Source organism: Pseudochrobactrum sp. B5 (genome assembly GCF_001939785.1).
Taxonomy (GTDB): domain Bacteria; phylum Pseudomonadota; class Alphaproteobacteria; order Rhizobiales; family Rhizobiaceae; genus Pseudochrobactrum; species Pseudochrobactrum saccharolyticum.
This window is the reverse complement of record NZ_MOYL01000001.1, coordinates 439,342-456,034: the sequence shown is the minus strand read 5'-3', so window position 1 is coordinate 456,034 and position 16,693 is coordinate 439,342. Positions and strand designations below refer to the sequence as shown.

Below are 16,693 nucleotides of genomic sequence, written 5' to 3'. Positions count from 1 at the left end.
AAACAGGGTGAAACCGCCAAAAGGAAAAGCCGCCAAATCTCATAATGGTTCATCAGCGCGATCTGCGGGCAAACCGGCCGCACAGTCACGCGATAACCGTAAAGCGGTGTCGGCTGCACCTTCGCAGGGTTTTAAAAAACCGCGCCCGAAATTTGCTAAAACCGAACAGAATGCTGCGGCTTTTGAAAATGCAGCACCGGCTGCACCGAAAAAAGTAACAGCTGAACCGGCTGTCGCCCAGCGCTCATTGCTGAAACTGACAGGCGAGCGACCTCAGCAAAACCTTCCTGTCATTCTTGAGACCAGCCCGAGCGAAGATTATGCGCTGCTCGACAGCGGTAACAGTCTCAAGCTTGAACAATACGGCCCTTACCGCATCATCCGCCCTGAGGCGCAGGCAATCTGGCAGCCTGCATGGCCGCAAAGCGAATGGGATAAGGCAGACGCTGTTTTCACCGGCAATACCGATGAAGAAGGCATGGGACGCTGGCACTTTCCGAAACAGCAACTGGGTGAAACCTGGCCAATGGCGTTGCAGGATGTGCGCTTCTTCGGCCGCTTCACCTCGTTCCGCCATGTCGGCGTTTTTCCGGAGCAGGCCGCGCACTGGGCTTTCATGGCGCAGCAGGTGCGCGATGCCCGTAAAAAACAGATCAACCGCTCCGTGCGTGTCCTCAACCTGTTCGGCTATACCGGCGTTGCCTCGCTGATTGCCGCCCATGCCGGTGCTGAAGTGACCCATGTGGACGCTTCCAAAAAAGCTATCAACTGGGCGCGTGAAAATCAGGCGCTGGCCGGTCTGGAAGACAAGCCGATCCGCTGGATCTGCGAAGACGCAACCAAATTTGTGGCGCGCGAAGAGCGCCGTGGCAACACTTACGACATTATCCTGCTTGACCCGCCCGCTTATGGCCGCGGCCCGAATGGTGAAGTCTGGCAGCTTTTCGACAATCTGCCGCAAATGGTCGATATGTGCCGCGCTATTCTCTCGCCGGATGCCCTCAGCGTTGTGCTGACTGCCTATTCGATCCGTGCCTCGTTCTTTGCCATTCACGAGCTGATGCGCGACCGCTTTACCGGTCGCGGCGGCGTGATTGAATCAGGCGAGCTGATCCTGCGTGAACGCTCTGCCGAACGCGCACTTTCCACTTCCATGTTCTCCCGCTGGATTGCCAATTCATGACCCAGAATAATGATTTTTCCCGCAAAGATACTCCGCGCACCGGTAGCGTTAAAGAAGTTACCAGCCTGACCAATCCGATCGTCAAAGACCTGCGTGCTTTGTCGATGAAGAAGTTCCGCGACCAGCAGGGCGTGTTTCTGGCGGAAGGTCTGAAACTGGTGATCGATGCCATTGATCAGGGCTGGCGCATCCGCACTTTGGTGTTTTCCAAAGCCGGTAAAGGCAACCCGCTGGTAGAAAAAGTGGCAGCCCGCACCAAAGCCGGTGGCGGTCTGGTGCTTGAGGCTTCAGAAAAAGTGATTGCGGCGATCACCCGTAAAGACAATCCGCAAATGGTTGCCGGTGTTTTTGACCAGCGTTTTGAAACACTGGATCACCTGCGCCCGCAGGGCAATGACACCTATATCGCTCTTGATCGTGTGCGCGATCCCGGCAATCTCGGCACTATCATCCGTACCGCTGATGCGGTCGGTGCCAAAGGTATTATTCTGATCGGTGACTGTACCGACCCTTATTCGATGGAGACTGTGCGCGCGACCATGGGTTCGGTTTTTGCCGTGCCGCTCTATCGCGCCAAGCATGACGAATTCATCAACTGGCGCAAATCCTATAAGGGTGTGCTGGTAGGAACGCATCTCAAAGGTGCGGTTGATTACCGGACGATTCCTTACACCAAGCAGCCGGTTGTGCTGATGATGGGCAATGAACAGCAGGGTTTGCCTGATGATCTTGCTCAAATTTGCACACATTTGGCACGTATTCCTCAGGCTGGCCGTGCGGATTCGCTTAATCTTGCCATTGCCACAGGCGTCATGCTCTATGAAATCCGCCGTGATGCTCTGGTTCTGGATGATCGCTAAACTAAGACACGCAGGAGTTTAAGCCCCTATGTCCCAACGTGCCACTCTCTGGTCTGTCCTGATTATCGTTTTCGCTGTCACCTCAGACCAGTATATCAAATTTCTGGTTGAGAGCGGCATGGACTATAATCAGCAGATTGATCTGCTGCCGTTTCTGGCGCTTTACCGCACCCATAATGAGGGCATCGCTTTCTCCATGCTGTCGTGGCTGCATGACGGCGGCCTGATAGCCATGACTGTTGCTGTCATCGGTTTCGTCTCCTATCTGTGGTGGACAACTGCACCGGAACGGGTGATCAGCCGCATCGGCTTTGCACTGATTATTGGTGGTGCATTAGGCAATCTCATCGACCGCAGCTTGCTCGGCTATGTGGTGGATTATATCCTGTTCCATCTGCCAAGCTGGTCTTTTGCTGTCTTCAATATGGCTGACGTTTATATCTCTACCGGTGCCGGACTGATTATCCTCGACGAACTGGTGCAATGGAGAAAGTCCCGCTCTGCGGGCTGAGGGGAGAAAGTCCCGCTCTGCAGGTTGAGGGCAAGTAGTCCCGCTTTGCTGGCTGAAACGCCTCAAAATCTTCACCAAATCCGGTCATTTCCCTGACAAAATCTCCGGCAAATCAATTTAAACGGATTTGCCGGCGGCTTTTTCACACGCTGCCGTTCTCCATACCTGTCAGTTTCACCGGCCTGACAAGACAATCTAAAAGGCATATGTCACATGCCTGACGCAGACATCCTCTATAAATACCGCAACTCAGAAACGTGGCTAAGCAGACAAAATACTTGCGGACAGCACTGAGACAGTTGAATCCGGCGGAGGATATATCTTGCCACAGGCTCTTGGAATTTTTTCACAAACCGCGCATGATGCACGCATGAAGCAAACACCACCAGATACGCTTGAAATAGGCGCCATTTTAGCTGATGCCGGTTTTTCTTCACTGGCCGGCCAGATACTGGGGCGTATGGGCAGTCTTATTGTGCGGATTGCGGATAATCCGGACACGATCCGTATTGCGCAAAAACTGCGCTACGATGTTTTTTACACCGAGCTCGGTGCGCAAAAATCTCAGAATACCATTCTCGAAGAACGCGACAGCGACCATTATGATGCGATCTGTGATCATCTGGTGGTTTATGACACATCAATCTCCGGCGGCGAGGCAGAGCAGCTTGTCGGCACATACCGGCTGATGCGCAGCGACATGCTCGCGGCTGGGCATACATTCTATTCTGCCGGTGAATATGAAATCACCAAACTGCTTGAACGCAAGCCCGGCCTGCAATTTCTTGAACTCGGCCGCTCCTGCGTCAAGCCGGAATACCGCTCCAAGCGTACGGTTGAATTGCTATGGCAGGGCATCTGGTCCTATTGCCGCCAGCACAGGATTGAAGTGATGTTCGGCTGCGCCTCTTTCCACGGTACGGTGCCGGAAGCCCATGCGCTACCGCTTTCTTTCCTGCATCATAATTGCCGCGCCGATGCGGAATGGGATGTCCGTGCGCTTGAGCAACATTACCGCTCGATGGATATTGTTCCGCAGGAAGCCATCAACCCGAAAGTGGCGCTGTTTTCCATGCCGCCACTGATCAAAGGCTATTTGCGCCTTGGCGCAATGATCGGTGACGGTGCCGTGGTTGACCATCAGTTCGGCACTACGGATGTGCTGATTGTTCTGCCGGTCGAGCGTATTTCCAGTCGCTACATCAATTATTACGGCGCTGAAGCTGACCGTTTTGTATGATGTGATGAAAACAAAAAGACCGGCAATATACCGGTCTTTTTTATATCTGATGCGATAAGATATTTATGACATATCCGAGCGGATCACGGACATAAAAACGCTGCACACCCCACGGTTCTTCCGTGAGCGGATAGATGATCTCAAATCCTGCAGCCTGTGCGCGATGATAGACTTCATCCAGATTATCGACCTCAATGGAAAGACGGGGCACATCCGTTCCGCCGCCGCCCTCTGTCGCTAAACTGAGCTGTTGGACAGGTCTGTTTTCTGCGGCCGCTCCGGCAGCCAGCGTTACGATCCACCCGTGATCCATAATCACATCCAGCCCCAGCAGTTCCTCATAGAAGACCCGCGCAGCCTGAAGATCAGAGCCTGCCAGATTAGCTACGATCCTCAGAACTGCCATGTCGTCTCTCCTGCCGGGTTTTAGTTTTTAACCGATAGCTGTTTCAGGCGGTATAAGGCTTCCAGCGCCTCACGCGGTGTCAGATCATCCGGATTAATCTCATTCACGGCGTTTAGCAAAGCGCTATCCTGCGCAGGTTTTGCCACTTCACGCGGTTTGGCCACGACAGCAAAAAGCGGCAGATCATCAATGATTTTTTCAGCCTTGCCGGAGGTTTCCCCCTCCTCCAAGCGATGCAACACATCGCGCGCCCGTTCAACCACCGCATCCGGCAGACCGGCAAGACGCGCAACCTGCACACCATAGGAGCGATCAGCGGCACCTTTGGCCACCTCGTGCAGGAACACGACATCGCCTTCCCACTCTTTCACCCGCATGGTGACATTGGCAAGCCGTGCCAGCTTCTCTGACAGTGCCGTCATTTCATGAAAATGCGTGGCGAACAAAGCGCGACAGCGGTTTTTCTCGTGCAGATATTCCACACTCGCCCAGGCAATCGACAACCCGTCGAAGGTTGCGGTACCACGACCGATTTCATCGAGAATGACCAATGAGCGTTCACCGGCGAGATTGAGAATGGCCGCGGTTTCGACCATTTCCACCATGAAAGTGGAACGGCCACGCGCCAGATCATCCGATGCACCGACACGACTGAACAGACGATCAACAATCCCGATATGCGCCGATGTGGCCGGAACATAGGAGCCCATCTGAGCGAGAATTGCGATGAGCGCATTCTGGCGCAGGAAGGTCGATTTACCGCCCATATTCGGACCGGTCAAAAGCCAGATCGCACCGAATTTCTGATCGCCCAGCGGTGACAAATCGCAATCATTGGCCACGAAAGGATTAGCGGCCTGTTTTTTCAGCGCCTGCTCGACAACCGGATGACGGCCGCCATCAATGGCAAAGTTCAGGCTATCATCGACTTTCGGGCGGCAATAGCCCTGCTCATCGGCCAGAACACCCAGCGCTGCCGACACATCCATCACCCCAAGAGCCGCAGCACCGGCACGAATAGCATCAGCATTTTCAACTGTGTGACGGATTAATTCTTCGAAAATCCCCAGTTCAATCGACAGTGCACGATCAGCGGCATTGGCAATTTTGGTTTCAAGTTCCGCCAGCTCCGTGGTGGTGAAACGCATAGCGCTGGCCATAGTCTGGCGATGGATAAAGCGTGCTTTGGCCTCATCCGTATCGGTCAGTGCACCGGCATTATTGGCAGTCACTTCAATGAAATAACCAAGCACATTATTATGCTTGATCTTGAGCGATTTAACGCCCGTCTCTTCCATATAATCGGCCTGAAGACCGGCAATCACACGGCGCGACTGATCACGGAGACTGCGCATTTCATCCAGTTCAGCATGATAGCCCGTGCGGATAAAACCGCCGTCACGTTTCAGCAATGGCAGTTCTTCCGCCAAAGTCTGATCGAGCAATTGCGCATATTCTTCCGGCAGTGCGAGAATAGCGCGGCAGGCCTGCGCCAGTTCTTCCGGCAATTGCTTATCCTGAAAGAGTTGGCGCACCAGATGTGCGGCCTGAAAACCGGCATGCAAAGCGCCGAGATCACGCGGGCCACCGCGCCCGACCGCCAGACGTGACAAGGCACGCGGCATATCCGGCACACCGCGCAAAGCAGCACGCAGCCCCTGTGCCAATGATGTTTCACTTAGAAAAAACGCAACGGAATCCTGTCTTGCAGCAATTTTTTCCGGCTCAGTCAGCGGCGCAGTCAAGCGCTCGGCCAGCAAGCGTGCACCGGCACCGGTGACTGTGCGGTCAACGGCTTTGAGCAGTGAGCCTTCACGATTGCCGGAGAGCGTTCGCATCAGTTCCAGATTGGCGCGGGTTGCCGGATCAATAAACAGCGACGAACCATCCGTCTCACGCTCTGGGCGCATCAACGGCGGACGCTCGGCAATCTGGGTTTTCTCTAAATATGCAATAGCACCGGAAATGGCGGAAAGTTCGGTGCGGTTGAACTCGCCGAAGCCATCCAAAGTTGCCACGCCATAATAGCGCTTGATGCGTTCTTCTGCCGTTGAACTTTCAAACAGGCTCGGATGCTGCGGCATGACAATCCGCCCGAGCAGATCCAGTACCGGACGGATTTGCGGATCCTGAAAGGCGGTTTCCGGCACGATCAGCTCGCTCGGATCAACGCGCATAATGTCGGCATAGAGTTTTTCAGGCGTGGTTTCCGTCATACGGAACTGGCCGGTGGAAATATCAATCCATGCCAGCGACAACCTGCCCTCTTCCGCACCTCTTACGCCACTTCCCATTTGTGCGCTACGCACACGGCCGAGGATCATCAGAAAGTTTGCACGCGCCGGATCAAGCAGTTTTTCTTCCGTGATCGTGCCTGGTGTGACAAGACGGATCACATCGCGTTTGACCACCGATTTCGAGCCGCGCTTCTTCGCCTCTGCCGGATCTTCCACTTGCTCACAGACGGCCACGCGGAAGCCCTTGCCGATCAGACGCTGCAAATAATCATCGGCCGTATGCACCGGCACACCGCACATCGGAATATCTTCACCCAGATGTTTGCCGCGCTTGGTGAGTGTAATCCCGAGAGCCTCTGATGCCTCAATCGCATCATTGAAAAACAGCTCATAAAAATCGCCCATACGATAGAACAACAAGCTGTCGGGATAGGCAGCCTTGATCTCAATATATTGTTCCATCATCGGCGTCGGACGCGCGGTGAGACCTGCATCATAAGTGCTCTGCGGCTCATCTGCGAGTTCAGGCGTCCGGTCAGGTTTTACTGAGGCTGTATCATGCTGCGTCATAGGGAATACACATGTTCCTGAAATAATTTTTCAAAATCCTGCACGAGCATTTCCGGTTTTGATTAAACCAATAGGAAATGCTCTGCCATTTTGTTTTCCGCGTATCTTGTTCCGAAAACCGCTTAACACTTTTCGGGATACGCTTCAGTTTAAAACTTCGAACAAAGCCCTGTGAAGCAGCCAGTTGCTTATATCCCCGTGATTTTCGCCGGAATGCGCCGATTATACGAATATTGTCTTTAAACATCGGAATCTTTTCAAATATTGCGCTACACAAACAGGCCGACTTGATATAAACACACTGCCCAGCCATCCGAAGGATGTTTCAATATATTATAATACTATGGCCGTTCACGCTGCATAAGCTGACAACCGCCCTCGCAGAGAAAATCGGAGGGGTCAATGACCAACGATAAGACCACCCAGAAGCCGCAATCTGGCCAGAAACCACAAGCCGGAAAAGGCACATCCCTGACGGAGCAAGAGGCGCTGGATTTCCACTCCCGCGGACGTCCGGGCAAACTGGAAATTACTCCGACCAAGCCAATGGCTACGCAGCGCGATCTGTCGCTGGCCTATTCTCCGGGTGTTGCTGTACCGGTCAAAGCGATCGCAGAAGATCCGGCCAAAGCCTATGACTATACATCCAAGGGCAATATGGTTGCCGTGATCTCCAACGGCACCGCCATTCTGGGTCTTGGCAATCTCGGCGCGCTGGCTTCCAAACCAGTGATGGAAGGCAAGTCTGTGCTGTTCAAGCGCTTTGCCGATGTGGATTCCATCGATCTCGAAGTCGATACCACCGATGTAGAAGAATTCATCAATTCCGTACGTTATCTCGGCCCGAGCTTCGGCGGTATCAATCTGGAAGACATTAAAGCGCCTGAGTGCTTCGTCATCGAAAGCCGTCTGCGCGAACTGATGAATATTCCGGTTTTCCACGATGACCAGCATGGTACTGCAATCATCGCCGCTGCCGGTATGCTCAATGCCCTGCACCTCACCGGCCGCGACCTGAAGACCACGAAAATGGTTTGTAACGGTGCCGGCGCTGCCGGTATTGCCTGTATCGAACTGGTCAAAGCCATGGGCTTTGCGTCCGAAAATGTAACGCTGTGTGACACCAAAGGCGTGGTCTGGCAGGGTCGTACTGAAGGTATGAACCAGTGGAAATCCGCCCATGCGGTCAAGACTGACAAGCGCACACTGGCGGAAGCCATGGAAGGCGCGGATATTTTCTTCGGTGTTTCCGCTAAAGGCGCGCTGACCGAAGATATGGTTCGCTCCATGGCCGATAATCCGATTATCTTCGCCATGGCCAATCCTGATCCGGAAATCACACCGGAAGAAGTTGCATCCATCCGCTCCGATGCGATTGTTGCGACCGGCCGCTCCGACTATCCGAACCAGGTCAACAACGTCCTCGGCTTCCCGTATATTTTCCGCGGTGCGCTCGATGTTCGCGCCACCACCATCAATGATGCGATGAAAGTTGCTGCGGCCAATGCGCTGGCAGAACTGGCACGCACGGATGTGCCGGATGATGTGGCTGCCGCCTATCAGGGCAACCGCCCGCGCTTTGGTCCGAATTACATCATTCCGGTACCGTTTGACCCGCGCCTGCTCTCCACCATTCCGGTTGCCGTTGCCAAAGCCGCAATGGACAGCGGTGTTGCAGGTAAGCCGATTGAAGATCTGGATGCCTATGCACGGTCTCTGGCTGCACGCCGCGATCCGATCGCCTCGACAATGACCGGTATTTATGACCGTATCCGCCGTCATACCAAGCGCGTGATTTTTGCCGAAGGTGAAGAACCGCAAATCATCCGTGCCGCCGTTTCCTTCACATCGCAGGGTCTGGGCAAAGCCATTCTGCTCGGCCGTGAAGACCGCATTCGTGAAACAGCCGAACAGGCCGGTATCGACCTTGGCAAAATCGGCATCGAAATCACCAATGCCCGTCTGTCCAAGCGCACCTCGGAATATGCCGATTATCTCTATGAGAAATTGCAGCGCAAAGGCTACCTGTTCCGCGACTGCCAGCGCATGATCAATAATGACCGCAACCATTTTGCGGCCTGCATGGTCGCCATGGGCGATGCGGACGGCATGGTTACCGGCGTAACCCGCAATTATGCCACCAGCATTGAAGATGTGCGTCGCGTGATTGATGTGAAACCGGGTCACCGGATGATCGGTGTATCGCTGGCTTTGTGCCGTGGCCGTACCGTTTTCATCGCCGATACTGCGGTGCATGAACAGCCGACAGCGGAAGAACTGGCTGATATTGCCGTGGAAGCCGCCAATGTTGCACGCCGCATGGGTTATGTGCCGCGCGTTGCCATGCTGGCTTATTCCACCTTCGGTCATATGTCCGGTGCGCGCTCGGAAAAAATTCAGGAAGCCGTGCGTATTCTCGAAAAACGCCATGTGGACTTTGAATTTGACGGTGAAATGAGCGCCGATGTGGCTCTCAACGGCAAGCTGATGGAATCCTATCCGTTCACCCGCCTGACAGGCCCAGCCAATGTGCTGGTGATGCCGGATTATCATGCGGCCTCCATCGCCGCGGATATGCTGCAGGAACTGGGCGGCGCAACACTGATCGGCCCGTTGCTGACCGGTCTCGACAAGGCTGTGCAGATTGTACCGCTGAGTGCCAAGGATTCCGACATTGCCAATATGGCGGCCTTTGCCGCCTATGCGGCAACCAACTGATTATTTCAGTACCCGAACTCAAAAGGCCGGAGCACTCTCCGGCCTTTCTTGTTTAGAGCAGAATGCAGACTTACCGTTGCGTTCAGCTTTAATCCATGCTCAGTTTTCTGCATCGTAACTTTGCTACTACGGAACCATGATCCATGCGCTTGTCCGATCTTCATCTTGACCGCATCATTGACAGGCAGGCGCTTGCTGCCGCGCTCACAGAGATCGTCAATGCAGATGCAAGCAAAGACCAGATGCGCAATCAGGTTCTGAAAACACTAAAAACCACATGGAAAGACGGTAAAGCCCGTGCCGAGACCATGTTGCTGGAAGACGGCGGCGGTATTGCCTGTGCCAGACGCATCAGCGGATTGATGGACCAGATCATTGCCGCACTTTATGATTTTACCGTTGAGCATATTTATCCGGCGGTGAACCCGTCCAAAGCGGAAAGCCTCGCCATTATCGCTGTCGGCGGTTACGGACGCGGCGGTCTGGCACCGGGTTCTGATATCGATCTGCTGTTTCTGCTGCCCTATAAGCAAACGCCATGGGGCGAACAGGTTGTGGAATATATGCTCTATATGCTTTGGGATATGGGGCTGAAAGTCGGGCATTCCACGCGCAATATTGATGATGCTATCCGCCTGTCGCGCGAAGATATGACCATCCGCACTTCACTGCTGGAAGCGCGTTTTCTCACCGGCAGCCAAGAACTTTTTGACGAACTCACCACCCGTTTCGATCAGGAAATCGTTGCCGACAGCGGTGCGGAATTTGTACAGGCCAAGCTGATTGAGCGCGATATCCGCCACAAGAAAGCGGGTTCAACGCGCTATCTGGTCGAGCCGAATGTTAAGGAGAGCAAAGGCGGGCAGCGCGACCTGCAGACCCTGTTCTGGATTGCCAAATATATTTACCGCGTTCATTCCACGGAAGAACTGATCAAGCGTGGCGTTTTCTCCCGCAGCGAAGCAAAACTGTTCAGCAAAGCTGATGATTTTCTCTGGGCAGTGCGCTGCCATATGCATTTTCTCTATGGCAAGGCGGAAGAGCGCCTGTCTTTTGATATTCAGCGCGAGATTGCCACCCGCCTCGGCTATACCGATCATCCGGGGCAGACCGGTGTTGAACGCTTCATGAAACATTATTTTCTGGTCGCCAAGGATGTCGGAGATCTGACCCGCATCATCAGTGCCGCGCTGGAAGAAGAGCAGTTCAAAGAAACACCGGGCACCGGCCAGATCTATTCCACACTGACCCGCAAAAAGCGCAAAATTGCCGGCAGTACAGATTTTATTCTCGACCATAACCGCATCAATATTGCTGATGATGAGGTGTTTCAGCGCGATCCGGTTAATCTGATCCGGCTGTTTTATCTGGCCGACAAGCACGGGCTGCAATATCACCCGCATGTCATTCAGCGCGTCAGCCGCTCACTGAAACTGATCAAAAGCGATGTGCGCAATGATAGGCAAGCCAACAAACTGTTTCTGGAAATTGTCGCCTCGCCGCGCACACCGGAACGTACCTTGCGCCGCATGAATGAATCCGGTGTGCTGGGGCAATTCATTCCTGATTTTGGTAAGATCGTCGCGATGATGCAGTTTAATATGTATCATCATTATACGGTTGATGAGCACCTGCTGCGCTGCATCGCCATCATGTCCGAGATTGAACATGAGACGCTGAAAAACGAGCATCCGCTCGCCCACAGCCTGTTGCCGACACTCAAAAACGACCGGCATCTGCTCTATGTGACCTTGCTGCTGCACGATATTGCCAAAGGCAGGCCGGAAGATCACTCCACCGCCGGAGCCAAAATCGCCCGTAAATTATGCCCGCGTTTCGGGCTTAATCCGTCAGAGACAGAACTGGTGGCATGGCTGGTGCAGGAACATCTAACCATGAGCAAGGTTGCGCAATCGCGTGACCTCAACGACCGCAAAACCATTGCCGATTTTGCCGCCATTGTGCAAACCACCGAGCGGCTGAAACTGCTATTGCTGGTAACAATCTGCGATATTAAAGCGGTCGGCCCCGGCGTCTGGAACGGTTGGAAAGGCCAGTTACTGCGCACCCTCTATCATGAAACAGAATTACTGCTGACCGGTGGTTTCTCAGAAGTGAGCCAGACCGAACGCAGCAATCAGGCACGTTGCCAACTGGCCGAACAACTCGGCCACTGGCCGGAGGAAAAGCGGAAAGCTGTTCTGGCGCTGCATTATGATAATTACATGCTGACAGTGCCGCAGGAAGACCAGAAGCGCCATGCGGATTTCATCCGTGCCAGCGATGAAGCAGGCAAAATCCTCAATATTCTGGCTCGCCCGCATGAGTTTGAAGCGGTGACCGAACTGACAATTCTGTCGCCCGATCATCCGCGTTTATTGTCGATCATTGCCGGTGCTTGTGCGGCCGCCGGTGCCAATATTGTTGATGCGCAGATTTTCACCACCACGGACGGACGCGCGCTTGATACCATCCTCATCAGCCGTGAATTCGACACCAATGATGATGAAATGCGCCGTGCAGCACGTGTTGGTCAACTGATTGAAGATGTGCTGACCGGCACCACCTATCTGCCGGAGGTTCTGGCACGCAAGACCAAAGCACGGCGCTCTGCCCGTGCTTTCCATGTCACGCCGCGGGTGCATATCAACAATACGCTCTCGGAGAAATTCACAGTGATTGAGGTCAAAGGGCTGGATCGCACCGGTCTGTTGTCGGAAATTACCAATGCGATTTCCGATCTTTCGCTCAATATTGCCTCGGCTCATATTACGACATTCGGTGAGAAAGTGATTGATACTTTCTATGTTACCGGTCTAGACGGGCAAAAAATCACCGGTACGACCAAGCAGGCCAATATCCAGAAACGCCTCCTCAGCTTGTTTGACAAGAGCGGGAGTGATAGCAGAGCACCAGATAATAAAAACGGCGATCCGAAAAAATTGCGCGAAACGGCAGGTTAATCCGGCTTGCGTCTTTTTAAAGTTTGCCGCACTGCCTGCCTGTCCTTCCCTATTCACGAGATGAATTCATGAGCCTGCTGAAAAAATTCGCAACTGTTGCTTCCGGCACGCTGATGAGCAGAATCTTCGGCTTTACCCGTGAAATGCTGATGGCAGCGTTTCTCGGAACCGGCCCTGTTGCGGATGCTTTCAACACCGCTTTCCGCTTCCCGAATACTTTCCGGCGCTTATTCGCCGAAGGTGCATTCAACGCCGCTTTCGTGCCGCTTTTTGCCAAAGAGATCGAGCAAAATGGTATGGATGGTGCCAAGCGCTTTTCTGAAGAAGTCTTCGGTGTGCTGTTCACCATTCTTCTCGGCCTGACCATTGCCATGGAGCTTTCCATGCCGTTTCTGGTCAGTACAGTTATTGCACCGGGCTTCACCAGTGATCCGGTGAAGTTTGAGAATACGGTCAATCTGGCGATGATCATGTTCCCCTATCTCGCCTGTATGTCGCTGGCGGCGATGATGGGCGGCATGCTCAACAGCCTGCATAAATATTTCGCGGCAGCCATTGCGCCGGTTTTTCTGAATTTCATTCTGATCGGCGCGCTGCTGCTGGCATGGGCGCAGAATTACGACCCGCTGCAAATCGGTTATGCCCTGTCCTGGGGCGTGATGGCGGCAGGCGTTGTACAGCTCGCCATTGTCTGGTTTGCAGTACGCCGCGCCGGTATCAAAATCGGCTTTCGCCGCCCGAAACTGACCCCCAATGTACGCCGCCTGCTCGTGCTGGCACTGCCTGCCGCAATTACTGGCGGCATTACCCAGATCAATCTGCTGATTAATACCAATATTGCATCCGGCTCAGCCGGTGCCGTATCCTCTCTCGTTTATGCTGACAGGTTTTATCAGTTGCCGCTCGGCGTGGTCGGTATTGCTGTTGCCACCGTTCTGCTGCCGGAATTGTCGCGTGCCTTGCGCGGCGGCCATATGCAGGAAGCCGGAAATCTGCAGAACCGTTCTGTCGAATTCACTCTGTTCCTGACATTGCCTGCGGCGGCAGCCCTGCTGGTTTTCTCCGAGCCACTGGTGCGCCTGTTGTTTGAACGCGGGCAGTTCGGTCCGGAATCCACGCTGATTGTTTCACAAATTCTCGCAGTTTACGGTCTCGGCCTGCCAGCCTTTGTGCTGATTAAAGCTTTTATTCCGGGGTTCTTTGCCCGTGAGGATACCCGCACACCGATGATCTTTGCCGGTATTTCGGTGGTGGTGAATGTGACACTGGCGCTGATCCTGTTCCCGCGTCTCGGCCCAACCGGCATTGCCACGGCGGAAATCACCGCCGGTTGGGTCAATGCCGTTCTGCTGCTGTCCGTTCTGATCTGGCGCAAACATTGGGATTATGATGCCGGTCTCATCCGCCGTATTCCGCGCCTGATTATCGCAGCAGCGATCATGGCCGCAGCTCTGTATTTTGCCGCTCAATATTTTGAAACCTATTTGAGCAGGCAGGCAGGACTACTGGTACAGGCAACAACGCTCGGCCTTCTCGTGATCGGCAGCATGATTGTTTATTTTGCGACGGTTTTTGCCATTGGCGGTGCCAGCCTCTCCGCCCTGAAAGGCAATATGCGCCGCCGTAAAAAAGCAGCGGCAACGCCGGAAAATACAGATATTTCCGCTTGATTGCTTTTCAGCACTCTGGCAGTAATAACGCATCCGGAAGACAGGATTACACGCCTGCCTTCCGGATATTTTTTATAATCCAAACTTTTTAGCCAAGACTGGCAGCATGCGTCCAAACCACATATGCCAGCCTTAAAAGCAACCCCAGAGCATCCCTGATTATCAAACCTTACGTTTCGACGATAATCACGCTCGACCGGCTCTCCACCAGCTTCAGGATTTATCAAGAATGAACACCTTCAAAGAACGCATTTTCTCCGGCGCACAACCAACCGGCAATCTTCACCTCGGCAATTATCTTGGCGCATTGAAGCGTTGGGTCGCCTTGCAGGACGATAAGGATTGCATTTATTGCGTCGTTGATATGCATGCGCTGACAATTCTGCCGGATCCTGTGGAACTTTTAAATTCCACACGCGAAATCACCGCCGCCTATCTGGCTGCCGGTCTTGATCCGAAGAAGAGCATTGTCTTCAATCAGAGCCGCGTGCGCCAGCATGCGGAACTTGCATGGGTGTTCAACTGTATTGCACGTATCGGCTGGATGAACCGCATGACGCAGTTCAAGGACAAAGCCGGTAAAGACCGCGAAAATGCCTCGCTGGGTCTGCTGGCCTATCCGAGTCTGATGGCTGCTGACATTCTGCTCTACCGTGCTACCGCCGTGCCGGTTGGCGACGATCAGAAACAGCATCTTGAACTGACACGCGACATTGCGCAGAAATTCAACAATGACTATTCCGACCGCATTGCCTCACTCGGCATCGGCGTGGAGATGGCTGTTGGTGATGAAACTGTATCGGGCTTTTTCCCGATTACAGAGCCGCTGATTTCCGGCCCTGCAATGCGTATCATGTCGCTGCGTGACGGCACCAAGAAAATGTCGAAATCCGATCCGTCCGATCTGTCGCGCATCAATCTGATTGATGATGAAGACACCATCACCAAGAAGATCCGTAAAGCCAAGACAGATGCCGATGCTATTCCTTCAGAAGTAGAAGGGCTGGAAGGCCGTCCGGAAGCGGATAATCTGATCGGTATCTTCGCAGCTCTGACCAACACGGACAAGGCAGCCGTCTTGCGTGATTTCGGCGGCAAGCAGTTCTCTGAGTTCAAAGCATCGCTTGCAGAACTCGCTGTTTCGCAGCTTTCACCGATCACCCATGAAATGCGTCGACTGGTAGCCGATCCGGCCTATATTGATGCCGTTCTGCGTGACGGTGGTGAACGCGCAAGCGTGATTGCCGAAGAAACCATGCACAATGTCCGCGACATTGTCGGCTTTCTGCAGAAATAAAAATACAAAAAAGGCAGGGAATTCCCTGCCTTTTTTATTTCTATTGCACCTCGAAGGTCAGAGTACCAACTGAGCCCGTATCAAAATCGCCTGATTGATAATCGCCGTAGATTTTGATTTGCGTAAAACCTGCCTCACGCAGTGCCAGTTCCAGCTCGAACACGCCCCACCAGCGTAAAGAAAATAGTTCCATCTCCGTTGCCACCAGTTGCGTGTCTTGCCATAGCTCATAACGCAGCTGCGATGTCACCACCTGTTTGACATAGTCCGTTGCAGTGCGCATTTCCTGCAAGGTCAGCAAATCTTCGCCATCCTGCCAGTGCCGTGCACGTGGTGCGTGATCCATGAAATCACCGACCACAGAAATATCCAGCAGTAATTTGCCGTTTGGAGCCAGCGCCTCTTTACTGCGTCGCAGGAAACTCATCGCATCAACAACATCGGTCATAAGCTGGAAAGAATCGGCTGGCAGCACAATCGCCGCAAATTTTTGCGCATAATGAAATGTCGTGAAACCCTGCCTGCTCAGCTCTGCATTTACACCATATTGCGCACAATTTGCTTTGCATAAAGCAAGCATTTCAGGAGACAGATCAAACCCGATGACGCTATGCCCCGCCTGTGCCAGCGGCACCAGCATACGGCCATTGCCTGTGGCCGGTTCCAGAACCGGCCCTGTGATGGTTTTCAGGCGTTCGAGATAGAATTCCACATCACCGAAAGAGCGCCCGACCGGTTTATCCAACTCGTAAACACGCGAGGCCAGCTTGCCATAAGTCTTCGTCATTTTTTGAATTTTTCCTTGTCCGCAGCAAGCAGAGACAGGCTTAAAAGCCGCAAAACTCTGCCGCACATAAAAAATCATTCCGCTACACAGTAATGTGAAACAGCAAGAAATGCAGGACGATAGCCTGTCCTTTCAAACACAAAGTGCCTGAAAACACAATATAAACGACGGGCATAGATTTTACGCTACAGGTTCTGGGACAGAAAATTGCGCAATTTTCATAAGGCAAATATGTAAAATTTCGCCCCGCC

At 53.3% G+C, this 16,693-nt stretch carries 10 protein-coding genes and 1 pseudogene; 8 read left to right on the top strand and 3 right to left on the bottom strand.

What is annotated here, in order from left to right:
- Window positions 1-7: 7 nt before the first annotated feature.
- The 4 genes from BKD14_RS02075 to BKD14_RS02060 all read left to right on the top strand — a co-directional run bounded on the left by BKD14_RS02075 (window position 8) and on the right by BKD14_RS02060 (window position 3,794).
- Window positions 8-1,183 (top strand): class I SAM-dependent rRNA methyltransferase, encoded by a 1,176-nt coding sequence (locus BKD14_RS02075; protein WP_075654086.1) that lies wholly within the window; start codon window positions 8-10, stop codon window positions 1,181-1,183.
- Complete coding sequence (locus BKD14_RS02070; RefSeq protein WP_075654085.1) at window positions 1,180-2,043, top strand: RNA methyltransferase; 864 nt, start codon at window positions 1,180-1,182, stop codon at window positions 2,041-2,043. The genes BKD14_RS02075 and BKD14_RS02070 overlap by 4 nt, the downstream gene beginning before the upstream one ends.
- A 28-nt stretch (window positions 2,044-2,071) precedes the next feature.
- The gene (gene lspA, locus BKD14_RS02065) at window positions 2,072-2,554 is read left to right on the top strand and encodes a signal peptidase II (RefSeq protein ID WP_022710695.1); all 483 of its coding nucleotides are present in this window, start codon (window positions 2,072-2,074) and stop codon (window positions 2,552-2,554) included.
- Window positions 2,555-3,014: 460 nt separating this feature from the next.
- Complete coding sequence (locus BKD14_RS02060) at window positions 3,015-3,794, top strand: GNAT family N-acetyltransferase (RefSeq protein ID WP_225688275.1); 780 nt, start codon at window positions 3,015-3,017, stop codon at window positions 3,792-3,794.
- 40 nt (window positions 3,795-3,834) lie between these two features.
- Here the strand turns inward: BKD14_RS02060 and BKD14_RS02055 are convergent, their stop codons facing one another.
- A complete protein-coding gene (locus tag BKD14_RS02055; protein WP_075654084.1) occupies window positions 3,835-4,200 on the bottom strand; it encodes a VOC family protein in 366 nt (121 codons plus the stop codon).
- A 20-nt stretch (window positions 4,201-4,220) separates the two neighbouring features.
- Window positions 4,221-6,908, bottom strand: a pseudogene (gene mutS / locus BKD14_RS02050) (DNA mismatch repair protein MutS); the annotation flags it as partial.
- Between the two features lie 501 nt (window positions 6,909-7,409).
- Here mutS and BKD14_RS02045 point away from each other — a divergent pair.
- The 4 genes from BKD14_RS02045 to trpS all read left to right on the top strand — a co-directional run bounded on the left by BKD14_RS02045 (window position 7,410) and on the right by trpS (window position 15,655).
- Window positions 7,410-9,725, top strand: coding sequence for an NADP-dependent malic enzyme (locus tag BKD14_RS02045; RefSeq protein ID WP_075654083.1), 2,316 nt, complete (start codon window positions 7,410-7,412; stop codon window positions 9,723-9,725).
- 143 nt (window positions 9,726-9,868) lie between these two features.
- Window positions 9,869-12,688, top strand: coding sequence for a [protein-PII] uridylyltransferase (locus BKD14_RS02040; protein WP_075654082.1), 2,820 nt, complete (start codon window positions 9,869-9,871; stop codon window positions 12,686-12,688).
- Between the two features lie 68 nt (window positions 12,689-12,756).
- Entirely contained in the window at window positions 12,757-14,358 is a 1,602-nt protein-coding gene (gene murJ / locus BKD14_RS02035) for a murein biosynthesis integral membrane protein MurJ (protein ID WP_075654081.1), read from the top strand.
- A gap of 229 nt (window positions 14,359-14,587) precedes the next feature.
- A complete protein-coding gene (trpS, locus tag BKD14_RS02030; RefSeq protein WP_022710686.1) occupies window positions 14,588-15,655 on the top strand; it encodes a tryptophan--tRNA ligase in 1,068 nt (355 codons plus the stop codon).
- Window positions 15,656-15,695: 40 nt separating this feature from the next.
- Here trpS and BKD14_RS02025 read toward each other — a convergent pair whose 3' ends face one another.
- Window positions 15,696-16,442 (bottom strand): class I SAM-dependent methyltransferase, encoded by a 747-nt coding sequence (locus tag BKD14_RS02025; protein ID WP_075654733.1) that lies wholly within the window; start codon window positions 16,440-16,442, stop codon window positions 15,696-15,698.
- Between the last annotated feature and the right edge of the window lie 251 nt (window positions 16,443-16,693).

Bases quoted from the DNA above. Each gene is read 5' to 3' on its own strand.
- BKD14_RS02070 (WP_075654085.1), top strand. From the start codon at position 1,180: ATGACCCAGAATAATGATTTTTCCCGCAAAGATACTCCGCGCACCGGT.
- lspA (WP_022710695.1), top strand. From the start codon at position 2,072: ATGTCCCAACGTGCCACTCTCTGGTCTGTCCTGATTATCGTTTTCGCT.
- BKD14_RS02060 (WP_225688275.1), top strand. From the start codon at position 3,015: ATGGGCAGTCTTATTGTGCGGATTGCGGATAATCCGGACACGATCCGT.
- BKD14_RS02055 (WP_075654084.1), bottom strand. From the start codon at position 4,200: ATGGCAGTTCTGAGGATCGTAGCTAATCTGGCAGGCTCTGATCTTCAG.
- BKD14_RS02045 (WP_075654083.1), top strand. From the start codon at position 7,410: ATGACCAACGATAAGACCACCCAGAAGCCGCAATCTGGCCAGAAACCA.
- BKD14_RS02040 (WP_075654082.1), top strand. From the start codon at position 9,869: ATGCGCTTGTCCGATCTTCATCTTGACCGCATCATTGACAGGCAGGCG.
- murJ (WP_075654081.1), top strand. From the start codon at position 12,757: ATGAGCCTGCTGAAAAAATTCGCAACTGTTGCTTCCGGCACGCTGATG.
- trpS (WP_022710686.1), top strand. From the start codon at position 14,588: ATGAACACCTTCAAAGAACGCATTTTCTCCGGCGCACAACCAACCGGC.
- BKD14_RS02025 (WP_075654733.1), bottom strand. From the start codon at position 16,442: ATGACGAAGACTTATGGCAAGCTGGCCTCGCGTGTTTACGAGTTGGAT.